Origin of the sequence: Pseudomonas sp. FSL W5-0203 (assembly GCF_001896155.1) — a bacterium.
In the GTDB taxonomy this organism is placed as follows: Bacteria; Pseudomonadota; Gammaproteobacteria; order Pseudomonadales; family Pseudomonadaceae; genus Aquipseudomonas; species Aquipseudomonas paracarnis.
In genome coordinates, this window is record NZ_MPOR01000006.1 from 166,088 (window position 1) to 189,017 (window position 22,930).

Annotated in this window: 21 protein-coding genes; 8 read left to right on the forward strand and 13 right to left on the reverse strand. The window is 60.6% G+C overall.

All coding sequences use genetic code 11. The features are described from left to right. Positions 1 to 17: 17 nt before the first annotated feature. On the reverse strand, positions 18 to 1,562 hold the full coding sequence (locus BOP96_RS08535; RefSeq protein ID WP_072434588.1) for an EAL domain-containing protein: 1,545 nt from the start codon (positions 1,560 to 1,562) through the stop codon (positions 18 to 20). Positions 1,563 to 1,817: 255 nt separating this feature from the next. Next, positions 1,818 to 2,696: a LysR family transcriptional regulator gene (locus tag BOP96_RS08540; RefSeq protein ID WP_014718506.1), complete on the reverse strand. Its 879-nt coding sequence runs from the start codon at positions 2,694 to 2,696 to the stop codon at positions 1,818 to 1,820. Positions 2,697 to 2,773: 77 nt separating this feature from the next. On the opposite strand from BOP96_RS08540, the gene BOP96_RS08545 reads away from it, so the two are divergent. The 3 genes from BOP96_RS08545 to BOP96_RS08555 all read left to right on the forward strand — a co-directional run bounded on the left by BOP96_RS08545 (position 2,774) and on the right by BOP96_RS08555 (position 6,416). Beyond that, positions 2,774 to 3,697 (forward strand): DMT family transporter, encoded by a 924-nt coding sequence (locus tag BOP96_RS08545; protein WP_060767795.1) that lies wholly within the window; start codon positions 2,774 to 2,776, stop codon positions 3,695 to 3,697. 246 nt (positions 3,698 to 3,943) lie between these two features. Then, positions 3,944 to 5,020 (forward strand): 4-hydroxyphenylpyruvate dioxygenase, encoded by a 1,077-nt coding sequence (hppD, locus tag BOP96_RS08550; RefSeq protein ID WP_014718504.1) that lies wholly within the window; start codon positions 3,944 to 3,946, stop codon positions 5,018 to 5,020. Positions 5,021 to 5,255: 235 nt separating this feature from the next. Further along, positions 5,256 to 6,416 (forward strand): dermonecrotic toxin domain-containing protein, encoded by a 1,161-nt coding sequence (locus BOP96_RS08555; protein WP_073452472.1) that lies wholly within the window; start codon positions 5,256 to 5,258, stop codon positions 6,414 to 6,416. A 58-nt stretch (positions 6,417 to 6,474) separates the two neighbouring features. Here the strand turns inward: BOP96_RS08555 and rarD are convergent, their stop codons facing one another. The 3 genes from rarD to BOP96_RS08570 all read right to left on the reverse strand — a co-directional run bounded on the left by rarD (position 6,475) and on the right by BOP96_RS08570 (position 9,387). Continuing rightward, a complete protein-coding gene (rarD, locus tag BOP96_RS08560; RefSeq protein WP_014718502.1) occupies positions 6,475 to 7,356 on the reverse strand; it encodes an EamA family transporter RarD in 882 nt (293 codons plus the stop codon). Between the two features lie 36 nt (positions 7,357 to 7,392). Then, the gene (locus BOP96_RS08565; RefSeq protein ID WP_073452445.1) at positions 7,393 to 8,403 is read right to left on the reverse strand and encodes an aldo/keto reductase; all 1,011 of its coding nucleotides are present in this window, start codon (positions 8,401 to 8,403) and stop codon (positions 7,393 to 7,395) included. A gap of 81 nt (positions 8,404 to 8,484) precedes the next feature. Next, positions 8,485 to 9,387, reverse strand: a complete 903-nt coding sequence (locus tag BOP96_RS08570; protein WP_014718500.1) for a LysR family transcriptional regulator — start codon at positions 9,385 to 9,387, stop codon at positions 8,485 to 8,487. Positions 9,388 to 9,488: 101 nt separating this feature from the next. Between BOP96_RS08570 and BOP96_RS08575 the strand changes: the two genes are divergently transcribed. Beyond that, a complete protein-coding gene (locus BOP96_RS08575; protein ID WP_014718499.1) occupies positions 9,489 to 10,193 on the forward strand; it encodes an SDR family oxidoreductase in 705 nt (234 codons plus the stop codon). A gap of 48 nt (positions 10,194 to 10,241) precedes the next feature. On the opposite strand, the gene BOP96_RS08580 is transcribed toward BOP96_RS08575, so the two are convergent. Beyond that, positions 10,242 to 11,552: an MFS transporter gene (locus tag BOP96_RS08580; protein WP_032903042.1), complete on the reverse strand. Its 1,311-nt coding sequence runs from the start codon at positions 11,550 to 11,552 to the stop codon at positions 10,242 to 10,244. A 157-nt stretch (positions 11,553 to 11,709) separates the two neighbouring features. Between BOP96_RS08580 and BOP96_RS08585 the strand changes: the two genes are divergently transcribed. Both BOP96_RS08585 and BOP96_RS08590 read left to right on the forward strand, forming a co-directional pair. Continuing rightward, entirely contained in the window at positions 11,710 to 12,810 is a 1,101-nt protein-coding gene (locus BOP96_RS08585; protein WP_014718497.1) for a sugar diacid recognition domain-containing protein, read from the forward strand. Positions 12,811 to 12,943: 133 nt separating this feature from the next. Further along, entirely contained in the window at positions 12,944 to 14,083 is a 1,140-nt protein-coding gene (locus BOP96_RS08590) for a glycerate kinase (protein WP_073452447.1), read from the forward strand. On the opposite strand, the gene BOP96_RS08595 is transcribed toward BOP96_RS08590, so the two are convergent. From BOP96_RS08595 to BOP96_RS08610, 4 genes are all read right to left on the reverse strand, one after another. After that, the gene (locus BOP96_RS08595; RefSeq protein WP_073452450.1) at positions 14,073 to 15,185 is read right to left on the reverse strand and encodes a class II histone deacetylase; all 1,113 of its coding nucleotides are present in this window, start codon (positions 15,183 to 15,185) and stop codon (positions 14,073 to 14,075) included. The genes BOP96_RS08590 and BOP96_RS08595 overlap by 11 nt on opposite strands. Continuing rightward, entirely contained in the window at positions 15,182 to 16,336 is a 1,155-nt protein-coding gene (locus BOP96_RS08600) for an MFS transporter (RefSeq protein ID WP_038450181.1), read from the reverse strand. The genes BOP96_RS08595 and BOP96_RS08600 overlap by 4 nt, the downstream gene beginning before the upstream one ends. 22 nt (positions 16,337 to 16,358) lie before the next feature. Continuing rightward, a complete protein-coding gene (locus tag BOP96_RS08605; protein WP_073452452.1) occupies positions 16,359 to 17,231 on the reverse strand; it encodes a transporter in 873 nt (290 codons plus the stop codon). 99 nt (positions 17,232 to 17,330) lie between these two features. Further along, complete coding sequence (locus BOP96_RS08610; protein ID WP_073452454.1) at positions 17,331 to 18,302, reverse strand: helix-turn-helix transcriptional regulator; 972 nt, start codon at positions 18,300 to 18,302, stop codon at positions 17,331 to 17,333. A gap of 227 nt (positions 18,303 to 18,529) precedes the next feature. Between BOP96_RS08610 and BOP96_RS08615 the strand changes: the two genes are divergently transcribed. Continuing rightward, entirely contained in the window at positions 18,530 to 19,042 is a 513-nt protein-coding gene (locus BOP96_RS08615) for a GNAT family N-acetyltransferase (protein WP_014718491.1), read from the forward strand. Between the two features lie 123 nt (positions 19,043 to 19,165). On the opposite strand, the gene BOP96_RS08620 is transcribed toward BOP96_RS08615, so the two are convergent. After that, the gene (locus tag BOP96_RS08620) at positions 19,166 to 19,873 is read right to left on the reverse strand and encodes an aspartate/glutamate racemase family protein (protein WP_032903051.1); all 708 of its coding nucleotides are present in this window, start codon (positions 19,871 to 19,873) and stop codon (positions 19,166 to 19,168) included. A 212-nt stretch (positions 19,874 to 20,085) separates the two neighbouring features. Here BOP96_RS08620 and BOP96_RS08625 point away from each other — a divergent pair, with 212 nt between their 5' ends. Next, positions 20,086 to 20,757 carry a DUF3313 domain-containing protein gene (locus tag BOP96_RS08625; RefSeq protein ID WP_014718489.1) on the forward strand — a complete coding sequence of 224 codons (672 nt, stop codon included), beginning with the start codon at positions 20,086 to 20,088 and terminating at the stop codon, positions 20,755 to 20,757. 53 nt (positions 20,758 to 20,810) lie between these two features. Here BOP96_RS08625 and BOP96_RS08630 read toward each other — a convergent pair whose 3' ends face one another. Both BOP96_RS08630 and BOP96_RS08635 read right to left on the reverse strand, forming a co-directional pair. Beyond that, complete coding sequence (locus tag BOP96_RS08630; protein WP_073452455.1) at positions 20,811 to 22,211, reverse strand: DUF1254 domain-containing protein; 1,401 nt, start codon at positions 22,209 to 22,211, stop codon at positions 20,811 to 20,813. A gap of 114 nt (positions 22,212 to 22,325) precedes the next feature. After that, positions 22,326 to 22,679: a response regulator gene (locus BOP96_RS08635; RefSeq protein ID WP_014718487.1), complete on the reverse strand. Its 354-nt coding sequence runs from the start codon at positions 22,677 to 22,679 to the stop codon at positions 22,326 to 22,328. Positions 22,680 to 22,930: the final 251 nt, after the last annotated feature.

Consider the following 22,930-nt stretch of genomic DNA (forward strand, 5'->3'; position numbering starts at 1 on the left):
TCGTAGACCGCGCAAGGCTATTCAACGATCCCCAAGGATTTAATGAATTCATCGCAGGGTAATGGTCGGCCAAACAGGTAACCCTGTAGGAAATCCACGCCTTGGGCCACGAGGTATTCACACTGTTGGGCTGTTTCTACACCTTCGGCAACAATGCCTAGATCCAGCTTGACCGACAACTCTATGATGCTGTCGAGAATATGCCGCGACAGCGCATCTGCACCGATCATGGCGACAAAGCTTTGATCGATCTTCAAGTAGTCGACATTGAAATTGCGCAAATAGCCCAAGCTGGAGTGGCCGGTGCCGAAGTCATCAATGGCGATCATGACGCCCAGTTGATGCAGGGCCTCGAACAGCCGGCGGGTGGTCTCGGTGGGTTCGATCAGCTCCCGCTCAGTCAGCTCCAGCACCAGGGTGACCTGGCCGGGTGGGAACGCGGCCAGAAATTCCTGGCAGTCCTGCACCAGCGCCATGTCCTGGCAATGGCGTGCAGTGATGTTCACGCCGATATGAAAGCCGGGGCTGAAACGTGCGGCATGGGGCGCCAGTTGCGCGGCGGTCTGGCGCAGCAGGGCGCGGGTCATCGGCACGATCAGGCCAGAGTCTTCGGCCAGGGGAATAAACAGGTCCGGGCGCACCAGGCCTTCTTTGGGATGCCTCCAGCGCATCAGCACCTCACAGCCGGCCCATTGGCGTGTGTCACCCCGTACCACCGGTTGGAAATACGGGATGAACTCATTGGCGCCCAAGGCGCGTTGTAACTCGTGGGTTGGCGCGGACGAGCGTTTTTGCAGCCAGTGAGCGAGCAGCCCCGCCAATATGCCGAAAAACACCACCAGGCTGAACAGCGCCGGATACCGCGCCTGCATGTAGCGCCAGACTTCACCCTCGGGCATCCCGGCTTCGACACTGTAGCGATAGCGCTCGGAAGCTAGGCGTTGTGGGGCCACGGCAAATACCGGCAACGCGCCTTGATGCACCTTGCCGTCGGCCCCCAGCCAGTTCGGGCCGACTTGCAATACCAAGTACGCGTAACGGCTGATCAAGCGCAAGGCGTTGGTGAGGTGGTAACCGTCAACCGAGGCAAACGCGCCTTGATCGCCTTCCACCAGGCGGTACACCAGCAGGGCGGTATCGGGTGTAACGGGGTTACCTTTCATCAACCACAGGCGCCCATCCACATAGTCGTCCGGGTTGACGGGCGATTGGTAGCGACCGCCAAACAACGAGCTGCAATAGATGTTTTTCTGCCAGGACAGCGTCGTGGCCCGCACAAACGGCCGGCGCGTGACTTGTTCACGTAGCGCCAACTTGGCGCTGCTGTCACAAGGTTTACCGGCCAGCGGCAGCAAAGCCTGGGCAGCGATGGCGGTATTGTCGAGCATCAGGTCAAACTGGCGGACCGCTTCTTGAGCGGTTTGCGCCGTGCTTTGCTCAAGGGTGCGCTCGGCTTGCCAGTACAGAATCACAACCCCCAGCAATATGGGCAACACGCCGCTGGTTGCACTGATGAAATAGCGTGCGGCTCGGCTTCGTGGGCCTTTGACAGTCAGGGGCATAGGGGCAGTCAGTCGCGAGAAAAAGAGTGAGATAAGCCGATGATAGATGGCATTACGCAGGCCTGCTCACTTGTTTCAAGCGGGTTGACCTCGCCGTTCGGTCAGTGGTGGCGGGGATCAGGCACCGCCCCCGCCCGAACCCGCAAAGTCCGTTGAAGTACAGAGTGTGGAGGGTGTCGCCGACGCTGCGTTTCACTACATTGGGTGACTATGTAGGGTGCGACGCATGAGAGGACGCTGCGCATAGCCAGGTCACTAAGTGAGCGAGGGGTACAACCCTTGCGCCAGCTCGATGAATGCCAGGGTAGCCGGGGAGGACTGTCGTCGATCCAGCACCGCCAGTCCGATCCGGCGTGGGACCTGCGGCGCCAATGGCAACGCCACATAACGCCAGTCGCTATGTTCCGGCAAGGAGGCCTGCGCAACCACACTCAAACCATCGCCCCGACTGACCGCCTCCAACGTACTGAGCAACTGCGCACAGCGGTACCGGACTTTGGGCTGCAATCGGGCTTGACTGAACAAGCGCATCACCAGCTCCGACGAGCCGGCTTCAGTCAGAATAAAGGGTTCATCGCAGAGCGCTTGCAGGGGCACGGCCTCAAGGGCGGCCAACCGGTGCCCGGCCGGTAGCAGCGCCACCAGTTGATCTTCCAGCAACGCGACCGTATCGAAGCGTTCCTGCTCCAGCACCACAAAACCGATATCCACCCGGCGCTCATCCAGCCACTGAATGACCTGGCGATCAGGCCCTTCATCCACATGCACTTCAATACCCGGATAAACCTGGCGAAAGCGCCTGAGGATAGGCGGCAACAACCGAACCGACGCCGTCGGCCCGAACGAGCCGATACGCAGCGTGCCACGCTTCATGCCGCGTGCATCCGCCGCTTCCTGCTGCAAGGTGTTGGCCAGCCCCAGCATGGCCCGGGCGCGTCCCAGCAATTGTGCGCCGATTTCGCTCAGTTCCACCGCCGTCTGATGGCGCCGAAACAACTCCACCCCCAGTTCCTGCTCCAAGGCCTTGATCGCGTGGGACACCGCCGACTGGCTGATACCCAGGCGATGCGCCGCACTGGTAAAACCTTGCAGTTCGGCCACCAGAGAAAAGATTTCCAGTTGGGTCAGGGTCATGAGTAAAGGCTCATTTTACGATGAGGAGTGATTAGCCAAAGAATACGCCCATTCGTCCCTCACCTGAGCACCGCCTTATGCGTCACGTCGCCGATGGCCTCACTTATCTGAAGCTTGCCGCTGTCACCATGATCTGGGGCGGCACCTTTGTCGCAGGGCGCTACCTGGCTGATCAGGTCCACCCGCTGCTGGCCGCCACTCTGCGTTTCACCTTGGCCAGCGCAGCATTGCTGCTGTTCATGGCCGCTTCGCGCACGGCCCTGGTGCGCCCCAGCACGCGCCAATGGGGCCAATTGGCGGTGTTGGGGTTCTTTGGGATTTTCTTTTACAACCTGTGCTTCTTTTATGGGCTGCAGTACACCAATGCGTCACGCGCCTCGTTGATTGTCGCGTTGAACCCGGCGGTGATCGGCCTGGCGTCCTGGTGGTTGTTCAAGGAGCGCCTGGGCCGCATCAAATGTATCGGTATCGCGTTGTGCCTGGCAGGCGCGGCGACCGTCATCATCAGTCGCAATCCCCAGGCATTGCAGGGCGCGACCATGGCCTGGGCCGGTGACCTGCTGATCCTCGGTTGCGTGGCGGGGTGGGGCGTTTACACGCTGTTCTCCCGTGGGCTCAATCAGAGCCTGGGGCCGTTGCAGACCGTGACCTGGTCGGTGCTGCTGGGCACGCTGATGCTAAGCGTTACGGCGCTGGTTTCACCCAGCGTGACCATGGCAGGGCTGCACGCTATTGATCTGCCGCAACTGCTCAGCCTGATGTACCTGGGCGTGATGGGGTCGGCGCTGGCGTATATCGGCTATTACGATGGCATTCGTCGCATAGGCGCCACACGGTCCGGGGTGTTCATCGCGCTCAACCCATTGACGGCGGTCATTTGCGGCGCGGTGCTGCTGGACGAACCGCTGACGATGGCGATGTTGGTGGGGGGGGCGGTCATCCTGCTGGGCATCTACCTGTGTAACAAACCCCTTGCGCAGGGCAGGGTAATGGGGATTTGATAAGACTACGGACAAACCCGGTTACGCTGTGTAGAATCAGTTTACGCATACAAGAATATGGACTTGCGCTCACGCAAGCCTCGGCCGTCAGAGACTGATGACACCATGAAGCTACTTGGCTCGCCCCTCATCTTTGGTGACTTCCTCGCCCGCAGCGTGCGAGGCCTTTCTTGTGCGCCACCCTCCAGCCTCATCCTTGCTCGCAACTAAACAATTGCTACCTACAAGAATGATGAGGCACCGAACATGACCGACCAACATGCAAACCCAATGGGCCTGATGGGCTTTGAATTCATCGAATTCGCCTCGCCGACCCCGGGCACACTGGAGCCGATCTTCGAGATCATGGGCTTCACCAAAGTGGCCACCCACCGTTCCAAGAACGTGCACCTGTATCGCCAGGGCGAGATCAACCTGATCCTCAACAACGAACCCGACAGCCTCGCTTCCTACTTCGCGGCCGAGCACGGCCCGTCGGTATGCGGCATGGCGTTCCGGGTCAAGGACTCGCAGCAGGCTTACAAGCGCGCCCTGGAACTGGGTGCCCAGCCGATCCACATCGACACCGGCCCGATGGAATTGAACCTGCCGGCGATCAAAGGCATTGGCGGTTCGCCGTTGTACCTGATCGACCGTTTCGGCGAAGGCAACTCGATCTACGACATCGACTTCGTCTACCTTGAAGGCGTTGACCGCCATCCGGTAGGCGCTGGCCTGAAGGTCATCGACCACCTGACCCACAACGTCTATCGCGGGCGCATGATCTATTGGGCCAATTTCTACGAGAAGCTGTTCAACTTCCGTGAAGCGCGTTATTTCGATATCAAGGGCGAGTACACCGGCCTGACCTCCAAGGCCATGAGCGCGCCGGACGGCCAGATCCGGATCCCGTTGAACGAAGAGTCGTCCAAGGGCGCCGGGCAGATCGAAGAGTTCCTGATGCAGTTCAATGGCGAGGGGATCCAGCACGTAGCGTTCCTCACCGACGACCTGATCAAGACCTGGGACGCGCTGAAGAAGATCGGCATGCGCTTTATGACCGCGCCGCCAGACACTTACTACGAAATGCTCGAAGGTCGCCTGCCGAACCATGGCGAGCCAGTGGATCAATTGCAATCGCGCGGCATCCTGCTGGACGGCTCGTCGGTTGCCGGTGACAAGCGCCTGCTGCTGCAGATCTTCTCGGAAACCCTGATGGGCCCGGTGTTCTTCGAATTCATCCAGCGTAAAGGCGACGATGGGTTTGGAGAGGGCAACTTCAAGGCGCTGTTCGAGTCGATCGAGCGCGACCAGGTGCGTCGTGGTGTGCTGACCGCCGATTGATCGACAGGCTAAAGCAAAACAGCCCGGTTTTTACCGGGCTGTTTTGTGCCTGATGCAGCGTGTTGCAAATGGCCTGTGGTTTATTGGGAACAGACGCTTCTTGAAATATCACTCAGAGGGTAGGGCGCAGACAATTTCTGCGTGTCCAATATCAAGAGGCCCTCTTATGAATGTGAATTCTCCTCCCCTTCAACGCCCGATTGGCCCATCTACATCAACCGAGCAGATAGGGCCTGTGCGCAATGTTCGCTCAGCCGGTAATGCAGACCCAGTCGATCAGGCGCGTAAAAAGTTTCTCGATGACAGTGAAACCGAGTATTTGGGCAACACACTCACCGCCAAAGCGCATCAACTGACGGAGGCCGCGCTGTCACCCAACAAACCGGGAAGTCCAGGGGTGCAGGTCTCGACATTTGCCGTTGATGGTGTTCAGTCCAACGACCTGATAATGATCAAGCGGGTGCCGCTTACAGAAGAGGGGCCTAATTTCGTCCTGTACATGCCGGAAGACGACGTGACCTCGTTCCATGAGTTCGATAATGCGCAGCAGATGACGGACTGGCTCAAAGACGTGGCCAATGATCCGATTGAGCGCAAGCGATTTACGAAGCATTTTGCCAATGATCAAGCGCCCAAGCAGGAGGAGCGGGTCAACCAGAAATTTGGCATGTTCGCTGATGGCGATAGCAATGCAGTGGTAGGAAATTTTGGTTATGAAAAGGGGGATATCTTCGAGCGTTTAAACAAGGGCACTTCGATCCCTCCGGTTCAGGTCGACGGGCTGGTGCGAACACAGCTCTATAAACTGGAACCTGATGGCAAGGCGTTTTATGTCGGATATCGGCCAGATGGTGAAGCCATCGTCTATAGCTACGACGCTTATGGAAACTTGTACGGCGAGGGACAAAAAAAGGACGCCAAGAAGCGCAGATTTTATTTCGTTCAAAATGGGTTGAACGAAAACAAACCGCTTGAACCCATGACGTTCAATGCGTTCCGCAAAAAAATAGCCAGTGTTTCCTTGGACAATGTGGATGCCAATAATCTAAACGGTCTTTACGACGAATTCCTGAAGCAACTCAGAAGTCCTGGGCATGGCCTCGCCACCGCGTTGAAAGCGCTGGGTGTTCCTGAAGACATATCCCACTCCATCGAAACCATCGCGAAAGACCCCGTCAAAGGAACGTTGCTTGAATTGAACCGCGACAACCGTATCGGCAAGCTGTTTGGTGTCGATCAGCAAGAGATGGATGCCAAGCTGGAAAGCGCAGGCAACCAAGCTCAACACAACATCCCCTATTACGGTAAGTGGCGAGAGAGGTTGGAAGATACCGCCAACGTCATTGAACAAGTTGCCGGCACACCTGATGTGCCGACAACCGAAGTCAGGACCTGACTCAATTGACAGAGGGGTACGGACGCCCCCACAGCCGACATCCACTCTCAGCCTCCCATCAAGCCCGGCGCTGACGCACCAAATGCTTGAATCCCTCATACACCAGCACCATCACCGCCAGCCAGATCGGAATATAGGTCAGCCACTGTCCGCCCTCGATCCCTTCGCCCAACAGCAACGCCACCGCGAGCAGCAATACCGGCTCCACATAGCTCAGCAGCCCGAACAGGCTGAACGCCAACAAGCGACTGGCAATGATGTAACTCACCAGCGCCGAGGCACTGATAAGGCCCAGCATGGGAATCAATGCATAGAGCTTTGGATGCCCATCCAGTACGGCAAAGCCTTGTTCGCCGCTTTGTACAAACCACCAGGCCACCGGCAGCATCAACGCCATATCCAGCCACAGCCCTCCCAGATGATCAGTGGTCAGGTATTTACGCACCACGAAGTACACCGGGTAGCCGATGATCACTACCAGTGTTGCCCAGGAAAAACCACCGGCCTGATACAGCTCATTCAGCACACCCAGCGCGGCAAACACCACAGCAATCTGTTGCAGCCGCGACAGGCGCTCGCCGTAGACCAGGCGCCCGGTGAGCACCATGGTCAACGGCAGCAGAAAATACCCCACGGACACGTCCAGGCTGCGCCCATTGAGCGGCGCCCACATGAACAACCACAACTGCACGCCGAGCAAGGCCGACGACACCAGTACGCCGCCGACCAGCCGTGGCTTGGCCGCCAGCATGCGCAGCAGTTCCCAGACCCTGCGCCACTCGCCGCTGACGAGCATGAACACCGTCATGCAGGGCACGGTGAGCAGCATGCGCCAGCCGAAAATCTCCAGGCCACTCAGGGGCGTAAGCAGTGATGTGAAGTAATACATCACGGCAAACAACACCGAGGCCAAGACCGATAACACAACACCTTTAGACACGCTGCCCTCGCGAAAGCCAATTATTGCGCGGGTAGTCTACAGGCGTGCCAATCGACCGGATACAAAATGCCCGACATCGTTGAACCCCGGCGAGGACGAATGCCCTGGCGTAACCAACGAATCAATGAACGCCTCGTCCTCAGCGCTGATCTTCACCGCCAGCGCTCCGGTGTAGGCGTCCCACTGCGCCTCGGTTCGCGGCCCGACAATCGCCGAGCTCACCGCCGCATTGTTCAGCACCCAGGCGATTGCGAACTCGACGATCCCCACGCCACGCCCTTGAGTGTATTGCTGGATCTGCTGGGCAATGCGCAGTGATTCAACCCGCCACTCGGTTTCCAGGATGCGCTTGTCCTGGCGCGCGGCACGGCTGCCGGGCTCGGGCGTGACGTCCGGGGCGTACTTGCCGCTAAGGACCCCTCGGGCCAGCGGGCTGTAAGGCACCACACCCAGGCCGTAGGCCGCTGCAGCGGTGATCTGTTCGACCTCGGCCTGACGGTTGACGATGTTGTACAGCGGCTGGCTGATAATGGGTTTATCCACGCCCAGGCGTTCAGCCACGCGAATCACTTCAGCGATGCGCCAGCCTCGGTAGTTGGACAGGCCCCAGTAGCGGACTTTGCCCTGGCGGATCAGGTCACCGATGGCGGACACGGTCACTTCCAACGGCGTGTGGTGGTCTTCGCGGTGCAGGTAGTAGATGTCCAGGTAGTCGGTATCCAGGCGTGCCAGGCTGGCGTCCAGCGCGTTGAACAGACGCTTGCGGCTCAAACCGCTGCGGTTGGGCACGCCGTCGGTAGGGCCGAAGCCGACCTTGGAGGCCACCACCCAATCCTGGCGGTTGCGTGCAATCGCCTCGCCGACGATTTCCTCGGAGCGTCCGCCTGTATACACGTCAGCTGTATCGATGAAGTTGATGCCCTGGTCCCAGGCCTTGTCGATGATGCGCAGCGAGTCTTCGGTATTGGTCTGCTCGCCAAACATCATGGTGCCGAGGGTCAGAGCGCTGACCTTTAACCCGGACTGACCCAATGTACGGTAAATCATGCAAAGCTCCTCATGGCAGGTAAACGTGAGTCATGCAATACCAGACCCGAGCGCTCTGGAACAAGCCCTGAGCGGATTTGTTCATGCGCGTAGCAAAGTCTCGCAACGGGCCTGTAAAAAACGATGCAGCACTTTCACGCGTTCTGACACTTGCAGGCGGTGAGGGCACATCAGGTTGAATGGCGTGGGTTCGCCTTGCCAGTCGAGTAGCAGGGGCACCAGCCGCCCAGCCTGGATATCACGGGCCACGTCCAGGTTGGCTTTATAGGCAATGCCATGCCCCGCCAACGCCCAGCGGCGGACAATCTCGCCATCGTCGCTGAGATAGTCACCGCTCACTTCAACCTCCTGGAGCAAGGTCCCCTGGCGGAAATACCAGGTGCTATTGGCCTGGCCCCGGCGCATGTAGCGCAGCGTGCTGTGGTGGGCCAAGTCTTCGGGCGTATGCGGGGTGCCGTGGCGCGCCAAGTAGTCGGGGCTGGCGCAGGCAATGCGATGGTGATCGGGTACCACCGGCAGGGCCACCAGGCTGGAGTCTCTCGGCACGCCAAAGCGCAAGGCGATGTCGACAGTGTCGCGAAACAAATCGGCATTGCTGTCGTTGAGCAACAGTTGCAGACGGATAGTGGGGTGCTCCAGCTTGAACTCATCCAACCAGCCCAACAGCACATTGCGACCGAAGTCCGAGGGAGCGGCCAATTGCAATAAACCACTGAGGCTTTGGCCTTGTTGCTTGATGGCATGTTCGCCTTCGGACAGGGCTTCCAGCGCTACCCGCACGCTGTCCAGATAACGCCGGCCTTCTTCGGTCAGGCGCATGCTGCGGGTGGAGCGGGCAAGCAGGCGGATGCCGAGACGGGTTTCAAGGCGCTTGAGGGCGATACTCGCGGCCGCTGGCGTGAGGCCCAGGCCACGGGCGGCGGCCGTCAGGCTACCGGTGTCGGCGCTGCGCACGAAGACTTCAAGGTCGAGAATCGAGCTCATTGATAAAAATCCTTTAAAGATCTTGTCGTTTTACCCGGATTTTTCATCGATTACCAAGCTGGGAAGATGAACGTTCACTTTCTGACCCAGGTAGTTTTCTCATGACCTCTTCTCTGAGCGGTAAAACCATCATCGTCATCGGTGGCAGCAGCGGTATCGGCGCGGCAGTTGCCCAGGCAGCCTTGGCGCGAGGCGCGCATGTGATCGTGGCCGGGCGCCGCTTGGCGCCAGGTTCCGACAGCGGGCTGCGCAACGAGCCGGTGGACGTCACCGACAGCGCCTCGTTAAAGCAGTTGTTCGAAACCGTGGGGCGCTTTGACCATCTGGTCTACACCTCGGGGCCTTCGGTGCGGGCCAAGCCTTTGATCGAAACAGACCTGGATGAAGCCCGGGACAACTTCGATGTAAAGCTCTGGGGCGCACTACGCGCCATTCAACACGCGCTGCCGTTTTTGCACGAGCAGGGCAGCATCACCCTGACCTCGGGCCAGTTGGGGCGCAAGTTGGCGGCAGGGCAGTTCATCAAGACGGGCATTAACGCTGCGACCGAGGCCTTGGGCAAGCAACTGGCCAAAGAACTGGCGCCGCGTCGAGTCAATGTGATCAGCCCAGGGGTGATAGACACACCGGCCTATGCAGGGCTTGGCCAAGAGCAACGTTTGGCAATGTTTGCCAAGGCGGGCCAAGGGTTGCCGGTTGGGCGGGTGGGGCAGGCTGAAGAAGTGGCGGCGGGGTATGTACTGGCCATGGAAAATGGCTTTATGACCGGTGCGGTGGTTGATATCGACGGTGGCGGCCTGTTGTAAATACATGGCCCAAGTGGGAGGGAGCAGATCCCTCCCACGTTGAAGGCGTCAGGCCTTGAGCGTGCGCGTCATCCGCAATGCCAGAACACTGCCGCTCACAATCACCGCCGCCAGCAGGTACAACGCCACATCCGTAGAGCCGGTAGCATCCTTCACAAAACCCACGATATACGGGCTGAGAAACCCCGCCATCTGCCCCATGGAGTTGATCAACGCCAAGCCACCCGCCGCCGCACCCGCGCTGAGCATCGCGGTGGGCACCGGCCAGAACATCGGCAGGCCGGTGAGGGCGCCCATGGTGGCGATGGTCAGGCCGAGAATGGCGATAGCGGGGGTGGTGGCGAAGTTAACGGCGATCACCAGGCCAATGGCGCCCATCAACATCGGTACCACCAAATGCCAGCGGCGCTCCTTGCGCAAATCGGCAGAGCGGCCCACCAGCAGCATGAACACTGCCGCCAACAGATACGGAATCGCGCTGAGCCAGCCAATCACCAGGTTGTCGCTGAAACCCATGTTCTTGATGATCGACGGCAGCCAGAAGTTGATCGCATACACGCCACTCTGGATGCAGAAGTAGATCAGGCCGAATGCCCAGATCGCCGGGTTCTTGAACACTTGGGCCAGGGAGTCGCTGGTGGTTTTCGGCTTGTTTGCCAGGTCTGTGGCCTGGTCAGCTTCCAGTACCGCACGCTCATGGGGCTTGAGCCACTTGGCGTTGGCGAAACTGTCACTGAGCAGGAAATAGGCGAGGGCGCCGAGGATCACGGTCGGGATGCCTTGCAGCAGGAACATCCACTGCCAGCCCGCCAAGCCACCTTGGCCTGCGGCAAAGTGATTGAGAATCCAGCCGGAAAACGGGCTGCCGAGCAAACCGGACACCGGGATCGCCGACATGAACAGTGCCATGATTCGCCCACGGCGGAAGGTCGGGAACCACTGCGAAAGGTACAACACCACACCGGGGAAGAAGCCGGCTTCAGCGGCACCGGTGAGCAGGCGCAGGGCGTAGAAATGCGTGGGTGTGGTCACAAACAGCAGGCATGTGGAGAGCGTACCCCACACGATCATCATCAATGCGATCCAGCGCCGCGGGCCAAACCGGGTCAGCGCCAGGTTACTCGGCACGCCGCACAGCACGTAGCCGATAAAGAAAATCCCGGCCCCCAGGCCGTACACGGTTTCACTGAATTTCAACGCATCGAGCATCTGCAGCTTGGCAAAGCCAACGTTTACCCGGTCGAGGTAATTGAACAGATAGCAGATAAAGATGAAGGGGATCAGGCGCAGGGTGATGCGCTTGTAGATGGCGTTCTTATCGTCATCGCTGGCCAGTGCGGCAGTGGCGCTCTGTGACATGGGATTCTCTCTTTATTATGATTTTTCGCGGTGCGAGGGTAACGTTGACCGCCCTGACAGTCTCGGTGACGTGACGGGCAGCTGTCTTTGTGCTGGCGCACAGTCAAGCTGCCTTTGCGCTGTGCCGGTGAACAACCTTTTTTAGGAAATTAGCCCCATGTTCGAGCTGGATCATGCCCTGGCGCAGGAGATTGTCGATCGCACCATGGCAATCCTGCCCTATAACGTCAATGTCATGGACAGCCAGGGCTTGATCCTGGGCAGCGGCGAGCCGGAGCGTATCAACACACGCCATGAAGGTGCGCAATTGGTGTTGGCCAATGGGCGTGTGGTGGAAATCGACGGGCAGACCGCCAAGCATCTCAAGGGTGTGCAACCCGGCATCAACCTCCCGCTGTTGCATGATCAGCGCCTGATTGGCGTGCTGGGTATCACCGGAGAACCAGATGGGTTACGCACCTACGCCGAACTGGTGCGTATGACCGCCGAAATGCTGGTCAGCCAACGCCACCAGCAAGCCGAGCAACAATGGCGGCGCCAGCGTTGCGATGATCTGCTGGCCCTGCTGTTGGCCGACAGCGGCGACTCCCCGCGCTTGGTGGACGAAGCCCAGCAATTGGGGCTCAAGCCACAACTGGCGCGCACGCCGTACCTGTTTGAACTGGGCCCGGGCCAAACGGCGGAGGCCCTGAGCACCTGGCTTGCCAGCCGCTACCCGGACAGTTGGTGCGTCAGCTCCGCGCAGTTTTCCTTGCTGTGGTGCCGACCTGCTGCGGTGCAGGTCGATAACCCCCGCTTGCTGGAAAAGCTCGAGGGCCTGGGTTGGAACATCCAGCGCATTGCCATCGGCGGGCAAGCGGAGGGCTTGGCGGGGCTGCGCCGCTGTTACCGCCGGGTAGGAGATCTGCTGGCTTATGGCCGCGATATCCTGCCGCAATCACGCCTGTTGACCCTCAACCGTTATCGCCTGCCGGTCATGCTTTGGCGTCATCGCAACGACGACGCCCTGGACGAATTGCTCAACCCGTTGCGCAAGGTGTTGGCCAAGGACAGCAACGGGCAACTGCTCGCCACGTTGCGCAGTTGGTGCGAGCACGACGGGCAAAGCCAGGCGTGTGCCGACGCCTTGGGCATTCACCGCAACAGCCTGCGCTACCGCATGGAACGCATAGCCGAACTCAGCGGCGTAGACCCGCTGACGCTAGATGGGATGCTTGCCTTGTACCTGGGCGTACAACTGCTGCCCCACCCCCTGTAGGCGCGAGCAAGCTCGCTCCTACAGGGGGCATTGTAGAAATGAACAACAAACCCGCCCCACACTTGTGCATCGGCCCCGCGTCATTGCCCCTGCCAACTGGCAGCATGGGCGTTATAAAAACCGGAGAACGTCCATGAAAATCGTGATCGCCCCTGACTCGTTCAAAGACAGCCTGAGTGCCGCAGGCGTCGCCCAGGCGATTGCCGAGGGGTGGGCCGAGGTCTGGCCGGATGCGCACGTGCTTCAATGCCCGATGGCCGATGGCGGTGAAGGCACGGTGGATGCGGTGCTCGCCGCGTGTAAGGGGCAATTACGTCGGCAAACAGTCCGAGGCCCGCTGGGCGACAGCGTCGAAGCACGTTGGGGCTGGTTGGCCGACAGCCATACCGCGATGATCGAGATGGCCGAGGCCAGCGGCCTGCAACTCGTCGCGCCGGGGCAGCGCGACGCCTGTTCCAGTAACACCTATGGCACCGGCGAGTTGATCCGCGCCGCGCTGGATGCCGGGGCGCAGCGCATCATCCTGGCGATTGGCGGCAGTGCCACCAACGATGGCGGGGCGGGAGCGATGCAGGCCCTTGGCGTGCAGCTATTGGATAGCGAACGTCAGCCACTGCCGGCGGGTGGGTTGGCATTGGCACGCCTGGCCCATATCAGCCTTGAACAACTCGACCCGCGCCTGGCGCAGGTGCGTTTTGAAATCGCCGCCGACGTCAACAATCCCCTGTGCGGCCCCCACGGTGCCTCGTCGATTTTCGGCCCGCAAAAAGGCGCGAGTCCCGAGCAAGTGGCACACCTGGACGCGGCCCTTGGGCACTTCGCTGACCATTGCGCTCAGGTGCTGCCCAAGGATGTGCGCGACGAACCTGGCAGCGGCGCCGCCGGTGGCCTGGGCTTTGCTGCCAAGGCGTTTCTCGCTGCCCAGTTTCGTCCAGGGGTTGAGGTAGTCGCTGAACTGGTTGGCCTCGATGAAGCGGTGCGTGGCGCCGACCTGGTAATCACCGGTGAAGGTCGCTTCGACGCCCAGACGCTGCGGGGAAAAACTCCGTTTGGCGTGGCGCGCATTGCCCGGCGACACGGCGTGCCGGTGGTCGTGATCGCGGGCACCTTGGGCGACGGCTACGAGCAGATGTACGCCCACGGTGTGGATGCAGCGTTCGCCTTGCCGTCGGGGCCGATGTCTCTGGAGCAAGCCTGTCACGAGGCGCCGCGCCTGTTGCGTGAGCGGGCCTCGGACGTTGCACGGGTATGGCGCCTGGCAGCTACTCGCTGACCCCGCGCGCCAGCCGCTCCACCCACTGCGCTTGAAACCCCTGTAGCTGCACACCGGGTTGCTGCAACTGCACAAATTCAAGCATCGGGTCTTGCACCGCCGTGCGCACTCCGCTCAGTTCCTCCAGGGTCGCCAAGCCGCAGAACGGCACATAGGCTTCGCTGTAGCCGCCTTCATGTACCAGCACCAGGCGGCCCTGGCACAGACGCTCGGCGGCCAGGCGCAGGGCGCGGGTCAGCAGCCGGAACGATTCACTGTGCAACAGCATGCGCGCCAACGGGTCGACGGCGTTGGCGTCATAACCACAGGCGACGATGATCAACTCCGGCTCGAAGCGCTCCAGCGCGGGCACTACGATGCGTTCCATGGCGTGTAGATAGGTGGCGTGGCCACTGCCTGGCGGCAAGGGGATATTGATGTTGGCCCCCACGCCCGCCCCGCGGCCGCGATCCTGCTCGCCGCTGTAACCGGGCGGGTAGCAGCCGTCCTGGTGCAAGGATACCGTCAACACATCGGCCCGTTCTTCGAAGATCGACTGCGTGCCGTTACCGTGGTGCACATCCCAGTCGATCACCGCGACTTTGCCCAGACCGTTGCGGGCCTTGGCGGCCTCGATGGCAATGGCAATGTTGGCCAGAAAACAAAAGCCCATAGCACTGTCTGCCAGGCAGTGATGACCCGGTGGCCGCGACAGCGAATAGGCGTTGTGCGCCTGGCCCTTGAGCACCATGTCCACGGCGGCCAGGGTCAGTCCGGCGGACAGTTGCGCAATTTCGAAGCTGCCCGGCCCAATCGGTGCCTGGGGGCCAAGCTCACCGCCACCCGCATCGCTCAAGGCCTTGAAACGCTGCAGGTAAGCGCGGCTGTGGACCCGCAGCAGATCCTCTTCACTGGCGGGCGGCGCGCTATGCAGTTGTAGTTGGCGGCTCAGTCCGGAGACATCCAACAGGCTTTTCAGGCGGCGCTTGGTCTCCGGTGACTCGGCATGCCCGCTGCCGGCCGGCGGCTGCACCCAGCCGCCCACGGGCAGGGTCAGCGCATGGGCGCCGGCGCTGTGCCACAGGCTCATTTCGTCGAAAAAAAATGCGGTGGTTGGGTTCATACCGGTTCCAGTTCAGTGGGGGAATGGGGACGGCTGGCGACGATCATCACCAGAGACAGCAAGGTGATAGCGGCTGCACCAAGCAGCAACAGGCTGAAACCGCCGCTGGCCTCGATCAGGCGGCCAGCGAGCGCCGGGCCGATGGCCAGGCCGCCGCCGATGACCAAGTTGGAGGCGTTCATCAGCTTGCCGCTGTGATCAAGGTCGGCCAGGCAGGCCAGGATCAGCGGCAGAATGAAGGTCCAGGTGAATTTGAACAGCAGCGCCGCCAAAGCAAATCGCAGCAATGCGGGCTGGCCGAACAACAGAAGCACCGCTGCCGCCATCAACAGGTAGCCCAGCAACAACAGCACTCCACGCGGCAAGCGGGTCCCGATCAGTGAAGCGCTCGCGGCCCCGGCAATGCCCATCACGGTGGCGATGGCGAGGATGTCGCCGCTGTGCTGCGCCGAAATCCCGGCACTGGCGCCCAAGGCACCGATAAAGGTCCAGACGCCTCCCAAGCTGATATAAAAGGCCAGGACCGCGCCAACCCCCAGGGCGGCTTTCCAGCGTGAACCGGGCAAGACCGGGGTGCGGCTGGCGGGCAACGCACGGCTACCGGCGGGAAAAGCCCGCGCCAATGGCAGCAGCAGAGCCATCAACCCTGCCAGGATCAGGTAGCAGGCATTCAAGCCAAACCGTTCGAACAAACCAGGCAGCACCACCAGGCCGACGGCACCGACGATCAACTGTCCCATCACCCACAAACCATAGACTCGGCTGGGATTGGCGGTGGTGGCGGCACTGGCCAGGCAGAGGATCATCAACGAACCGCCGGCCAGGGCGCTGGCCCCGCGCAACACCAGCAGCACGGCGTAGGTGTCGGCGAGCATCGACAGCAGGTTGGCCGCAATGAACAACAGCGCGGCGACCCGGGCGGCAGTGCGCCAGTCGACCCGCTTGAGCCACCACCAGGCGGGCAAGGTCGCCAGGCTCATGGCGCCCAGTTCCACGGAAAACAAGTCGCCAATCCGCGCCGGGCTCAGTTGCCATTGGCTGGCCAACTGCGCGGCCACGGCGGGAGCAGTCATCAGGAGGGTCGGAGTGATGGCGGCAAACAGTACGATCGCCGCCAGCCGTGCCGTTATCGCAGGGTTGGAAATGGGCATTTTCAAGCTCCAGGGAAAGGGGTCAGAACACATGCACGAGGCGCAACAGCGCTTCGGTGCCGGCATAACCATTGGAAGCCGCAACGTGTTGCGAAAGGCTGACCATCAGTTGGTTCTGCCGGTCGAGCCAGTGCCCGAGTTCGAAGCCGACTTGGGTGTAGCGCTTGTGGGTATCGTCGAGGCGACGGTTGTTGAGGCGCAGGGCGCCACCGTCGGCCTGGATCAGGCGCAATGCGCCGTAAGTGGCGGCGCTGAAGTCATACGAGGCAAAAGCCTGCAGGCGATACAGCGGGGCTTGCTTGAGTTCGCTGCCGAAGTAATCGTCATTGCGGCCATAGAGCTGGGCTTCCAGGTTGGCTTCCAGCACCCATTTCTCACCGATACCGTGGGTGTAGTTGTAGACAAAGGTGGCGCCCCAGCAATTGGCACCGGGGGACACGTCCGGGTTTTGGCTGTGGTACTCACCTATCGGCACAGTGATCAGGCTCAACAAGCCGCTGTAAGTGCGCGTCACCGGGTCGTTGACGAAAAACAGCGTGCCGCCCACCTGTGGATCGCCCAGGCCGCGCTCGCGGCTGCGCTGGTTGGCGCCGGGAAGGCGTGCGCTGATGTCGGCAAAGGGCAGGATGAATTGCGGCGTGCACAACGTGCCGCAGGCGTCGGTGAAATACACCTGACGGTAGGCCACGGCGTTGACCCTGAGGTCGGCCTTGCCGGTGCTGTCGGCGGGGCCATGGAAATCGCTGGCACGGGTGGCGGGCAGGTACAGCACACCCAGGCGGGTGCCCGGTGGGGCGGCGAAAAAATCGCGGGCGTTGAGGTCGGCAGCCTGGCTGTCGAGGCTGAACAGGCTGGCGCACAGCACTGTCAGGTTACGTAGGCGCGTTGAAGTCATGGCGAAGCGTCTCGTGTTAGAGGAGGCCGGAAAATGGGCAACAGCAGCCCGTGACCGTAAAAAACGACCTTGGCAAAAACGTGGGAGAAGCGGGCAGGGTCAGTCGGGCGGGGCGTGCACCAGGTGCGCTATGCGCGCCTTGTCCTTGACGCCGAGCTTGGCGTAGATGGCGCGAATATGGTGGCGCACGGTATTGGGCGAAAGGCCAAGGTCGCGGGCCACTTCCTTGTAGGTCTTGCCCTCGCCGAAGCCTTGGGCCACGTCGTTTTCCCGTGGGCTGAGCTGGGGCAGGGCACGGTTGAGGCGCGCGGCCAACAGCAATTGGTCGCCCACTGGGGACGCCTGGATGTGGATGCGCTTGCCGTCATACCCGCGCTCATCAAGCGGCACCGGCAGAGTGGGGCCACACCATTGCGGCCATTCGCTGAGCAGCAGGTCGACAAAACCGCGCTCGGCGCATTGCAACACACCCCGGGGGTCGCACACCGCCAGGGCCAGATTGCGCGGGCTGGCCAGGGTTTCACGCATGGCCACCAAGGTGCGGATCTGGTTTGCCGAGACCGCCGCCACCAGATGCAGCATCAGGTTATTGAGCAACTGGCAATCCTGCACGTTGAACGTGGGCGCAGTGGGCTGGCGGTAGAGCGTCAGGTGGTGGCTGAGGTGGGTTTGCGGGTCGATATGGATGACACACAGCAATTCACCTAGGCCGTGGCGTTGCGCTAGCCAGTTCAAGGCGCTGCCGCTGGCGGGGTCGCGCATATCGATAATTACTGCCTCGCCAGGCGAGGCATGCACCCGTGCAACGGTCACGTCCAGATGGCGGATTGACTGCCAGTCCGCCAGGTAGTCGGGCGGCAACTGGTAGAGGTAGCTGTTGTGCTCTTGCGGCAGACCGTTGATGACAGCCGAGCGCCCCCACCAGGCACTGTCGAAGGCCAGCAATTGGCTGACGCGTGCCAGGGCATGGCACTGGAAGTGTTCGATGTCCTGGTGTTGGGCCAAGCGTTGCAGGTCCAGGGTCAGGGTGCTGAAGGCCTGCAACAGGCCCGAGTAATCAAGACGGCTCATGGGTATTCCTCTGTGGGACTTTTTTTGTTGTTCTCGTCACAGGGTGAAGGCCGAAGTGTCGGGTTGACGGGGCAGGGCCTGAGCTGAGTATCGGCGCTGCGCATAGGGATCGCCATCGTTCAGATGCAGGATGGTGCTGGTTGGCTGGTAAGAAAACGCCCGACTCGTCAGCCAGGCGCTTAGCCTCTAAACTGGTCCGCCACTTGTCTTTCAAAGGATGAAATGCAATGCACCCACCTGAACCGTCTATCGTGATCCAGCGTTTTACCGAGGCCCACCTGGAGGGCGTCGCCTCGCTATACAACGAACCGGCTGTTTGCCGTCAGGTGCTGCAAATGCCTTTTCAGTCGGTTGAGATGTGGCGCAAGCGCCTGGTGATGGATAACGAGCGGCGCCTGCAACTGGTGGCGTTGCATGGCAGTGAGGTGATTGGCCAATTAGGGCTTGAGCAGTACCTGCGCGTACGCCAGAGCCACGTTGGTTCGTTGGGTATGGGCGTGGCGCCCGCCTGGCAGGGCAAGGGTGTCGGTTCGCGGCTGTTGGCGGCCGCGCTGGAGGTGGCCGACAACTGGATGAACCTGCGCCGTGTGGAGCTGACGGTCTACGCCGACAACGAGCCTGCGCACAACCTGTACCGCAAGTTCGGCTTCGAAGTGGAAGGGCGGCTGCGCGATTACGCCCTGCGCGACGGTATGTTTGTCGACACCCTGAGCATGGCGCGCCTGCGCACGTCGGCTTGATCCTGTAAAACTGTGGGAGCGGGCTTGCCCGCGAAGGCGGAGTGTCAGTCACTGAATCTTCAACTGAACCACCGCTATCGCAGGCAAGCCAGCTCCCACACGGCTCATGCATTGCCCACAGAGTCAGCGCCCGGTACAGATGCCCTGCAAGGCAAACCCCACCGCGGCCTGCGCGTGCAACGCGGTGGTGTCCAGCAGCGGCAGGGCGCTGTGTTCGGGCTGGATCAGCAGGCAGATTTCCGTGCAGCCAAGAATAATCGCCTGAGCGCCGCGTGCGGCGAGTGTCTGGATCGCCTGCTGATACACCTGGCGCGAGGCGTCGCTGATGACGCCCACGCACAACTCTTCATAGATGATTCGGTGCACCGCCTTGCGTTCATCCGCGTCTGGCACCAGCACGGTGAGCCCCTGGCCGGCGAGGCGCGATTTAAGGAAATCCTGCTCCATGGTGAACGCGGTACCCAACAAGCCCACCGTCAAGGTCCCGGCCTCCAGGGCCGCAGCCGCCGTGGCATCGGCAATATGCAGGAAGGGAATCGACACTGCCGCCTCAATGCGCGGTGCCACTAAATGCATGGTGTTGGTACACAGCACCACACAATCAGCCCCCCCGGCCTGCAAGCGTCGCGCGGCATCTTCCAGGATCAGCGCGGTATCGTCCCAACGCCCGGCATGCTGAGCCTGTTCCACCGGGCCGAAATCCACGCTGTACATCAACACTTGCGCCGACCGCAGCGGGCCGAGCTGGTCGCGCACACGCTGGTTGATAAGGCGGTAATACTCGGCGCTGGACTCCCAGCTCATGCCGCCGATAAGGCCGATGGTGCGCATGTGGTGCTCCGGACAAAAAGTGTGGCTTCACCTTACCCATTGAAGGCGGATGAGTCATACGCAGTTGCCAGCCAATTCACCGGAGCAGTTCAAATAACCTTGATCAACGATCACTTCTGATCAATACCCGGCGCTAAATTAAGGTGCGATGCCTCAACATTGGCTATACCTACCACTCGTTCTTACGATGATGCTCGCCAGGGAGTTCAATAATGAAATTAAGGCTAATGATCGGCACACTGTGCGTCGCTTCGCTCGGTATGGCCGGTTGCGCCAGCAAGGTGGTGCAACCGAATGAGTATTCAGGGTTTCTTTCCAACTACAGCCAGCTCAAGGAGGCCAAGTCACCCTCGGGGGCTGAGGTGATGCGCTGGGTTGATCCACAACTGGATTTGAACCGTTACACGGCGGTGTACATCGAGCCCACCCAGTTTTACCCCAAGCCCCAGGCCACTTCCCGCATTCCAGAGAGCACGTTGCGGGGAATCAACGACTATTACAACCAGGCGCTCAAGCGCGAGCTGGCTCAGTCATTGCCCGTGGCCAATGCCCCTGGCCCTGGAGTGATCGTGGTAAGGGCGGCGATTACCGCCGTGAGCAGCAAGACCGAGAGCCTCAAGCCTTATGAATTTATTCCCGTCGCCCTGGTGGCTGCGGCAGTGAGCACCGGCACCGGCATTCGCGACCAGGAGACCACCCTGGGCACCGAGGCGCAGTTTCTCGACGGCGCCACTCATAAAGTGCTGGCCCAAGTGGTGCGCAAAGGCACCGGCAAGCCGCTGGCTAATGACTCCCAAGTGATGAAGGCCGACGATGTGAAAAGCGTCATCGATGGTTGGGCGTCGGACCTGCACCAGTCCTACGTGAAGCTGAAAAAACACTGAGTCAAAAAAAGCACGGCGGGTCATCACCCGCCGTGCCTTTTTTTTCGCCGAGCTTATTTAAGCGGCGTCAACGCTGGTAGCTTCCACTGGCCGCCAGCGACTTCAGGCTTGGGCAGGTAAATGCGCAACACCGCGTAGAACGGGCCGGGCGGGGCCGGCAACCAGTTGCTCTGCTCAGCCTTGGGAGGTTCGTGGTGCTGCAGCGCCAGGGTCAAGCCACCATCGGCATCGAGCTTGAGGGTCGGCAGCATCTGCGAATTGATCAGGTAGCGCTTCTTGTGATTCGGCACCAGCAATTTGGTCTTTGCGTCATACATCGTCAGTGACCAGAACGCATCGGCCGGCGGCAGCTGGTCCTTGGCAAAATGCACGGTGTAGCTGTGGCGTGCACCATTAGCCGGCTTGCCCTCGCTGTCGATGACGTAGCTCAAGTGCGCGGCTTCATCACTGGAGTTGCCGAACATCCCCAGCTCGGCACCGGCGTAGCGGTACAGGTAGTTGTTTTGCAGGTGGTCGCGGCTGCCGTACAGGTCTGCGTCGGTCACTTGGTGGGTATCCACCTTGGCCTTCTTGAACGCGGCGAATTCGGCGCGGCCATCGGCGATGCCGTCCTCCAGGGCCTTGCGCTGCTCGGTAGTCAACTGCTTGACCTTGAACGGCGCGCCTGGGGCGATACCGATCTTGGCAAAGCGTGCCAGCAGATCTTTTTCGCTGTCCTGGGGCGCGGCGAAGGCCAGCATGAAGTTCAGGTAGTGAAACAGCTGCGGGCCTTCGGTCATGGTTGCCATCGGCTTGGGCCATTGGATCTTCGGCACAGTGGCAGGCGCGGGTTGCTTCACATAACTGCTCAGCGCCTGCACCTTGTAGCCGCTCTGGATCTGCTTGACCTTGCCCAGGTCTTTGTCATCAAACAGCTGCGTGCGGTAAAGGGCGTAGGCGATGTTGCTTTCGCTGTAGACCACACGGTCGATGTCCACCGGCTGCTGACCTTTCCAGTCTGGCCCGGCGATCATGTAGTGGCCGCCGTTATTGCCGGTACTGCGGGTACCCAGGTAGGCAAAATTCTGCGTATAGAGGTCGATCAACTGCACCGAGTAATAGCGCTTGTCTTCAATCTTGGGCAGGGTCAGCACCAGCGGCTCTCTACGCAGGTCCATCCACACGAACGAGTAGGGCGTGTCGACGTTGGGGGTGGTAACCGCGTTGTCCTTGGGGGTGAGCACCTGGGCGCCGTTGTCGATACGGTTAAACGGCGCTTTGAAGTGGGCACCGCCTTTATCAACGGCCTGGGTGTAGAGCGTCTTGTACATCTGCACCACCGGGAAGCCGTACAAGTAGGCTTCCTTGGCAATGGCCCTGGCTTCGCTGGGGCTTGCGGTAAAGTCAGCCCAGGCGCCGGAGCTCATGAGTATCGAGAGGCTCGCCAACAGCAGGCGCGTCGGTTTTCCAATCATGTTGTTGCGTCCTTCCTGAGTGCTATCTGAGAGCGTGGCGTGAAGGCGCTGAGTTTCCTGTTTTATTGGCCGGTCGTCACGTTAATCTCTGAAAAGGACGATGAGGAAGGGGCGTTAGAGCATGGATTTGACTTTGTCACGCAATTGATCAATGGAGAACGGCTTGCCAATCACCTGCATACCGGCGGGCACATCAATGTTTTCGGCATAGCCGCTGGCAAACAGGATAGGCAGGGTAGCGCGCAGTTCGCGGACTTTGGTTGCCAGTTGCTTGCCGTCCATGTCGGGCAGGCCGACGTCGGTCATCATCAGGTCGATGATCTGGTCGGTATTTTGCACCTGCGCCAGTGCTTCCCCAGCATCCGCGGCTTCGAGCACCGTGAACTCCAACTCTTCGAGGACATCGACGATCAGCATGCGCACGATGGCGTCGTCTTCGACTACAAGGATGGTGGAGGTGTGGGACATAGTGAACTTTCCTGAACAGTGAGAGCGCTGGGCTTAAAGGCAACTAGATTGTGAGTAATAACAATGCCAGCAAGTTCCGAAGCAATTGCTGGCATTGTGACCTTAGCGGCGCAAAAAGTCCCGTCCGCTTGCGTGCCGACTCACCAAGGTACCGGCGCCATGCGCTTGACCGCATCCGCTGCCAATCAACGCACAAACATAGCGTTGAGCGATGTTATTCGGGCAAACTTGCGGTTTTCCCGCATTTGGCC

Coding starts and splice junctions, on each gene's coding strand:
- BOP96_RS08610 (WP_073452454.1), bottom strand. CDS start 18,302: ATGAGCCGTCTTGATTACTCGGGCCTGTTGCAGGCCTTCAGCACCCTG.
- BOP96_RS08605 (WP_073452452.1), bottom strand. CDS start 17,231: ATGACTTCAACGCGCCTACGTAACCTGACAGTGCTGTGCGCCAGCCTG.
- hppD (WP_014718504.1), top strand. CDS start 3,944: ATGACCGACCAACATGCAAACCCAATGGGCCTGATGGGCTTTGAATTC.
- BOP96_RS08585 (WP_014718497.1), top strand. CDS start 11,710: ATGTTCGAGCTGGATCATGCCCTGGCGCAGGAGATTGTCGATCGCACC.
- BOP96_RS08540 (WP_014718506.1), bottom strand. CDS start 2,696: ATGACCCTGACCCAACTGGAAATCTTTTCTCTGGTGGCCGAACTGCAA.
- BOP96_RS08590 (WP_073452447.1), top strand. CDS start 12,944: ATGAAAATCGTGATCGCCCCTGACTCGTTCAAAGACAGCCTGAGTGCC.
- BOP96_RS08580 (WP_032903042.1), bottom strand. CDS start 11,552: ATGTCACAGAGCGCCACTGCCGCACTGGCCAGCGATGACGATAAGAAC.
- BOP96_RS08570 (WP_014718500.1), bottom strand. CDS start 9,387: ATGAGCTCGATTCTCGACCTTGAAGTCTTCGTGCGCAGCGCCGACACC.
- BOP96_RS08545 (WP_060767795.1), top strand. CDS start 2,774: ATGCGTCACGTCGCCGATGGCCTCACTTATCTGAAGCTTGCCGCTGTC.
- BOP96_RS08615 (WP_014718491.1), top strand. CDS start 18,530: ATGCACCCACCTGAACCGTCTATCGTGATCCAGCGTTTTACCGAGGCC.
- BOP96_RS08635 (WP_014718487.1), bottom strand. CDS start 22,679: ATGTCCCACACCTCCACCATCCTTGTAGTCGAAGACGACGCCATCGTG.
- BOP96_RS08630 (WP_073452455.1), bottom strand. CDS start 22,211: ATGATTGGAAAACCGACGCGCCTGCTGTTGGCGAGCCTCTCGATACTC.
- BOP96_RS08575 (WP_014718499.1), top strand. CDS start 9,489: ATGACCTCTTCTCTGAGCGGTAAAACCATCATCGTCATCGGTGGCAGC.
- BOP96_RS08565 (WP_073452445.1), bottom strand. CDS start 8,403: ATGATTTACCGTACATTGGGTCAGTCCGGGTTAAAGGTCAGCGCTCTG.
- BOP96_RS08595 (WP_073452450.1), bottom strand. CDS start 15,185: ATGAACCCAACCACCGCATTTTTTTTCGACGAAATGAGCCTGTGGCAC.
- BOP96_RS08600 (WP_038450181.1), bottom strand. CDS start 16,336: ATGCCCATTTCCAACCCTGCGATAACGGCACGGCTGGCGGCGATCGTA.
- BOP96_RS08535 (WP_072434588.1), bottom strand. CDS start 1,562: ATGCCCCTGACTGTCAAAGGCCCACGAAGCCGAGCCGCACGCTATTTC.
- BOP96_RS08620 (WP_032903051.1), bottom strand. CDS start 19,873: ATGCGCACCATCGGCCTTATCGGCGGCATGAGCTGGGAGTCCAGCGCC.
- BOP96_RS08625 (WP_014718489.1), top strand. CDS start 20,086: ATGAAATTAAGGCTAATGATCGGCACACTGTGCGTCGCTTCGCTCGGT.